This is a genomic window from Kitasatospora sp. MBT63, assembly GCF_000710465.2.
Taxonomy (GTDB): domain Bacteria; phylum Actinomycetota; class Actinomycetes; order Streptomycetales; family Streptomycetaceae; genus Kitasatospora.
In genome coordinates, this window is the sequence record NZ_JAIZ01000459.1 from 1 (window position 1) to 5,539 (window position 5,539).

4 protein-coding genes are annotated in these 5,539 nt (G+C 74.2%); 2 read left to right on the top strand and 2 right to left on the bottom strand.

The window, feature by feature from the left end; all coding sequences use genetic code 11:
* The first annotated feature begins 493 nt into the window (after window positions 1–493).
* On the top strand, window positions 494–943 hold the full coding sequence (locus AA75_RS24765) for a PTS glucose transporter subunit IIA (RefSeq protein ID WP_033822440.1): 450 nt from the start codon (window positions 494–496) through the stop codon (window positions 941–943).
* A gap of 23 nt (window positions 944–966) precedes the next feature.
* Entirely contained in the window at window positions 967–2,637 is a 1,671-nt protein-coding gene (gene ptsP, locus AA75_RS24770; RefSeq protein WP_033822441.1) for a phosphoenolpyruvate--protein phosphotransferase, read from the top strand.
* A gap of 69 nt (window positions 2,638–2,706) precedes the next feature.
* Here ptsP and AA75_RS24775 read toward each other — a convergent pair whose 3' ends face one another.
* Both AA75_RS24775 and AA75_RS24780 read right to left on the bottom strand, forming a co-directional pair.
* Window positions 2,707–4,725: an acetoacetate--CoA ligase gene (locus AA75_RS24775; RefSeq protein ID WP_033822442.1), complete on the bottom strand. Its 2,019-nt coding sequence runs from the start codon at window positions 4,723–4,725 to the stop codon at window positions 2,707–2,709.
* A gap of 135 nt (window positions 4,726–4,860) precedes the next feature.
* A complete protein-coding gene (locus tag AA75_RS24780; protein ID WP_033822443.1) occupies window positions 4,861–5,412 on the bottom strand; it encodes an NUDIX domain-containing protein in 552 nt (183 codons plus the stop codon).
* Window positions 5,413–5,539 lie beyond the last annotated feature (127 nt).

The window sequence follows — 5,539 nt, forward strand, 5'->3', positions numbered from 1 at the left end:
TTCGGACCGCCTTCCAGCGGGCCCTCCGGGCGCTTCGTTCGTGATTCGAGCTTATCAGATCCGTTTGCCAGGTTTTCACCGAGGCTTTGCGCGTCGGACTCGCTCTGTTCATCACCGGCTCGCGGCGACTCGGCCAACCATAGCGGGCTCGGCGCCGCGCACCTAATCGGGTCGCGGCGGATGTCACCCGAACGGACGCACGAGGGGGTGGGGCAGGACGGGTCGCGGGGCCATCGCCGGGGCTCACCCGGATGCCGTAGAGTGCGGCGCGTTGGCGAAGAGGACTAGACCACTTGGGCGCCAGCAGCCCGGCAGCCGCCGGGGCGTGGCTCGATTCGTGCACGTGCGTGTGCGCGGGCCGCGCATCGGGCCTTCGGGGTCGCAGTGCTATGCACCGAGATGTCCCAAGTTGAACTAATTTAAGCTTCAGTCGATGTACGAGCCGCCGTCCGGCGGCCACGCACGCTGTACTCCGCACCTGGGAGGCACCACCATGACCACTGTGACGTCGCCGCTCGCCGGCCGCGCCGTCGGGCTCGCCGCCGTGCCCGACCCCGTCTTCTCCGGCGCCATGGTGGGCCCCGGGACCGCGATCGACCCGGTGCGGGAACCCACCGAGGCGGTGGCGCCGGTGGACGGACTGGTCGTGTCGATGCACCCGCACGCGTTCGTCGTGGTGGACGAGAACGGCCACGGGGTGCTCACCCACCTCGGCATCGACACCGTGCAGTTGAACGGCGAGGGATTCGAGCTGCTGGTGAACAAGGGTGACCAGGTCCGGCGCGGTCAGCCGGTGATCCGGTGGAACCCGGCCGCGGTCGAGGCCGCCGGCAAGTCCCCGATCTCCCCGATCGTCGCGCTGGAGGCGGCCGCCGAGGCGCTCAGCGCGGTGGCCGAGACCGGCGAGGTACCGGTCGGCGGCGAACTGTTCACCTGGAACTGACGGTGGTGGAAGGAACTCAGGACATGGACCAGTCGCTGCGGGGCGTCGGCGTCAGCCACGGGGTCGCGATCGGGCAGGTGCGGCACATGGGGACGGCCGTGCTGGAGCCGCCGGCCACCCGGATCCCGACCGAGGACGCCCCGCGTGAGCAGGCGCGGGCCCAGGCGGCGGTGGACGCGGTCGCCGCGGACCTGATCGCCCGCGGCAACCTGGCGGGCGGCGAGGCGCAGGCCGTGCTGGAGGCCCAGGCGCTGATGGCGCAGGACCCCGAGCTGATGGCCGACGTCAGCCGGCGCATCGCGGTAGGCAGCAGCGCCGAGCGCGGGGTGTACGACGCGTTCGCCGCGTACCGGGCGCTGCTGGCGTCGGCCGGGGAGTACCTGGCCGGGCGGGTCGCCGACCTGGACGACGTGCGCAACCGGATCGTGGCCCGGCTGCTCGGGGTGCCGATGCCCGGCGTGCCGGACAGCGACGAGCCGTACGTGCTGTTCGCGCGGGACCTGGCGCCGGCCGACACGGCCCTGCTGGACCCGACCCTGGTGCTCGGTTTCGTGACCGAGGAGGGCGGGCCGACCAGCCACAGCGCGATCCTGGCGCGGGCGATGGGCGTACCGGCCGTGGTCGCGCTGCCGGGGGCGGCGAAGGTGGCCGAGGGCACCGTGGTGGCGGTCGACGGCAGTTCGGGTGACGTGCTGGTGGAGCCGAGCGCCGAGCGGCAGGAGGAGCTCCGGCGGGTGGCCGCCGAGCGCAGGGCCGCGCTGGCCGCGTCCTCCGGGCCGGGCCGGACCTCGGACGGGCACCGGGTGCCGTTGCTGGCCAACGTCGGCGGGCCCGCGGACCTGCCGGCGGCGCTGGAGGCGGGGGCCGAGGGTGTGGGCCTGTTCCGCACCGAGTTCCTCTTCCTCGACGACTCGGCCGAGGCACCGCCCGAGGAGAAGCAGGTCGAGGCGTACCGCACGGTGCTCGCGGCGTTCCCGGAGGGTCGGGTCGTGGTGCGGGTGCTGGACGCCGGTGCGGACAAGCCGCTCGACTTCCTCACCCCGGCCGACGAGCCCAACCCGGCGCTCGGCGTGCGGGGTCTGCGGACCCTGCTGGACCACCCCGAGGTGCTGCGCACCCAGCTGCGGGCGCTGGCGACGGCGGCCGAGGGGCTGCCGGTGCACCTGGAGGTGATGGCGCCGATGGTCGCCGACCGGGTGGACGCCAAGGCGTTCGCGGACGCCTGCCGGGAGGCCGGGCTGGACGCGAAGTTCGGCGCGATGGTGGAGATCCCGTCGGCCGCGCTGCGGGCCCGTTCGATCCTGCAGGAGGTCGAGTTCCTGTCGCTGGGCACCAACGACCTGGCGCAGTACACCTTCGCCGCCGACCGGCAGGTCGGGGCGCTGGCCCGGCTGCAGGACCCGTGGCAGCCGGCGCTGCTGGACCTGATCGCGGTGTCCGCGGACGCCGCGAAGGCGGTCGGCAAGAGCTGCGGGGTGTGCGGCGAGGCAGCGTCCGACCCGCTGCTGGCCTGCGTGCTGACCGGGCTCGGGGTCACCAGCCTGTCGATGGGCGCGGCGTCGATCCCGTACGTGCGCAGCGCGCTGGCCAAGTACACGCTGGCGCAGTGCCGGCGGGCGGCGGAGGCGGCGCGGGCCGCCGACACCGCCGAGCAGGCGCGGGCCGCCGCGCACCAGGTGCTGTCCGGGGAGTGAGCCCGGGCGGGTGAGGGAGAGCGGAGGGGCGCTGCCACCGTGGGGGTTGGCAGCGCCCCTCCGGGCTGTTCAGGCCCGGCGCGAGCGGCCGAGCCGCTCGAAGAAGCGCAGGTGGTCGAGGTTGTCGACGGATCCGGGGTTGACGGCCTGCTCCAGCGGGGTGCCGGCCAGCAGGCGCTTGACCGGGACCTCGATCCGCTTGCCGGTCAGGGTGTGCGGCAGGCCGCCGACCGCGATGACCTCGTCGGGGACGTGGCGCGGGGAGAGCTCGGTGCGCAGCGAGGTGCGGATGCGTCCGATCAGGTCGTCGTCGAGGGTGGCGCCGGGGCTGAGCACCACGAACAGCGGCATCCAGTAGCCGCCCTCGGGCTCCTCCAGGCCGATGACCAGCGACTCGGCGATCTCGGGGAGGCGCTCGACCACCTCGTAGATGTCGGAGGAGCCCATCCGGACGCCCTGGCGGTTGAGGGTGGAGTCGGAGCGGCCGTGGATCACCACGGTGCCGCGGGAGGTGACGGTGATCCAGTCGCCGTGGCGCCAGGTGCCGGGGTACGTGTCGAAGTAGCTGTCGTGGTAGCGGGTGCCGTCGGGGTCGTTCCAGAAGCCGGTGGGCATGGAGGGCAGCGGCTTGGTGACGACCAGTTCGCCGACCTCGTCGGTGTGCGGCTTGCCCTGGACGTCCCAGGACTCGACGGCGGCGCCGAGGCAGGGGGCCTGGATCTCGCCGAGGTACACCGGGAGGGTGGGGACGCCGCCGACGAAGCAGGAGCAGACGTCGGTGCCGCCGCTGACCGAGGCCAGCCAGATGTCCTGCTTCACCTCGTCGTAGATCCACTGGAAGCCGTCGGGCGGCAGCGGGGAGCCGGTGGTGCCGAGGCAGCGGACGGCGGAGAGGTCGAGGTCGCGGCCGGGGTGCAGGCCGGCCTTGCGGCTGGCGATCACGTAGGCGGCGGAGGTGCCGACGACGGTGGCGCGGGTGCGGGCGGCGACCGACCAGAAGGCGCCGGTGTCGGGGTGGCCGGGGCTGCCGTCGTAGGTGACGATCGTGGATCCGGTGAGCAGGCCGGCGATGAGGAAGTTCCACATCATCCAGCCGGTGGAGGTGTACCAGAGGAAGCGGTCGGCGGGGCCGAGGTCGAGGTGGAGGGCGGCCTGCTTGAGGTGTTCGACCAGGATGCCGCCCTGACTCTGGACGATCGCCTTGGGCAGGCCGGTGGTGCCGGAGGAGTAGAGGACCCACAGCGGGTGGTCGAAGGGGACCTGCTCGAAGAGCGGTTCGGTGTCGGCGGCGGTGAGGGCGGTCCAGTCCAGGGCGCCCTCGGGGGCCGCGCCGCCGAGCAGCGGGACGTGGACCACGGTGTGCAGCGAGGGGAGTTCGGCGCGGAGCTCGGCGACCACCCCGGTGCGGTCGTGGTCCTTGCCGCCGTAGTGGTAGCCGTCGACGGCGAACAGCACGACCGGCTCGATCTGCTGGAGGCGGTCGAGGACGCTGCGGGCGCCGAAGTCGGGGGCGCAGCTGGTCCAGACGGCGCCGACGGCGGCGGTGGCGAGGAGGGCGACGGCGGCCTGCGGGATGTTCGGCAGGTAGGCGCCGACCCGGTCGCCGGGGCGCACGCCGCGCTCGCGCAGGGCGGCGGCGAGCGAGCCGACCTGGCGGCGCAGTTCGGCCCAGCTGAGCGGGACGGGCTCGGCGGTGGTCTCGTCGAGGTGCAGGATGGCCGGGCGGTCCGCGTGGGCGGGGTCCTCGCCGTGGCGCAGTGCGTGCTCGGCGTAGTTCAGGCGGGCGCCGGGGAACCAGCGGGCGCCGGGCATGGCCGGGTCGGCGAGGACCGCTTCGGGGGCGGTGGAGAAGCGGACGTCGAAGTACTCGGTGACCGCGCGCCAGAAGCGGTCGAGGTCCTCGGTGGACCAGGCGTGCAGGGCGGCGTAGCGGGCGGCGGCCTGCTCGTCGTCGGTGACGGGGGCGAGCGGTGCGGCCGGGGCTCCGTGCCGGGCGGCGGCCCAGGCCTGGAAGGCGACCAGCTGGGTGGCGGCGGCGCGGTCGGCGGCGGGCCGCCAGAGCGGCTGGTCCTGGGGTGGGGTGCTCACGGTGGTGGTCTCCCGGCCGGTACGTGCGGACGGGCGGTGCTGGTGGCGGGCCCGTCCTGGGGACGCTGACGGAGCAGACCATGCCATGTGATCGTCTGCCGCGCCAGGGTCCGCCGCGCCACTCGGGAGTGCTGGTCAGTGGGGTTCGGCCACAAGGTGGTCGTACTCGCCCTTGAACCAGGCCTGGGCGACCCGGGTGTGGAAGGGGAAGGCGAGCGGGGTGGCGGGGTCGGCGAGCTGCCAGCCGTCGGTCTCGTCGGTGGGGACGGAGGGCGGCAGGTCGGCGAGCGGGCGGGCGGGCAGCATGCCGAACAGGCAGAGGAAGCCGCCGCCGGTGTCGGAGTCGGTGGCGACCAGGGTGACGTCGGCGGGGTCGGCGTGGATGCCGGTCTCCTCGCGCAGTTCGCGGGCGGCGGCCTGCTGCCAGCTCTCGCCGAAGTCGACGTAACCGCCGGGCAGGGCGAGTTCGCCGAGGCCGGGTTCGATGGTGCGGCGGATGACGGCCAGGCTGCGGCTGCCGTCGGGGAGGTCGACGGGGAGCAGGACCACGGTGACGGGCAGCGGGTTGCGGTAGCTGATCTCGGAGCAGCCGGGGCAGGTGCGGGGCCAGCCGGTGGTGGCCGCCGGGTACGGGGTGCCGCACCAGTGGCAGTGGGAGTGGGGACGGTTGGGCTGCGCGCTGGTCATGGAACGGATGGTAGTGCGGCGGGGGTGGGCCGGTCAGGGGATCGGCCGGTCCCGGCCGGGGCGCAGCAGCGGGGGGTGCAGGAGGGTGGCGGGGCCGGCCCGGTAGTGGCGGGCGCGGGGGCCGCCG

Coding starts and splice junctions, on each gene's coding strand:
- AA75_RS24765 (WP_033822440.1), top strand. CDS start 494: ATGACCACTGTGACGTCGCCGCTCGCCGGCCGCGCCGTCGGGCTCGCC.
- ptsP (WP_033822441.1), top strand. CDS start 967: ATGGACCAGTCGCTGCGGGGCGTCGGCGTCAGCCACGGGGTCGCGATC.
- AA75_RS24780 (WP_033822443.1), bottom strand. CDS start 5,412: ATGACCAGCGCGCAGCCCAACCGTCCCCACTCCCACTGCCACTGGTGC.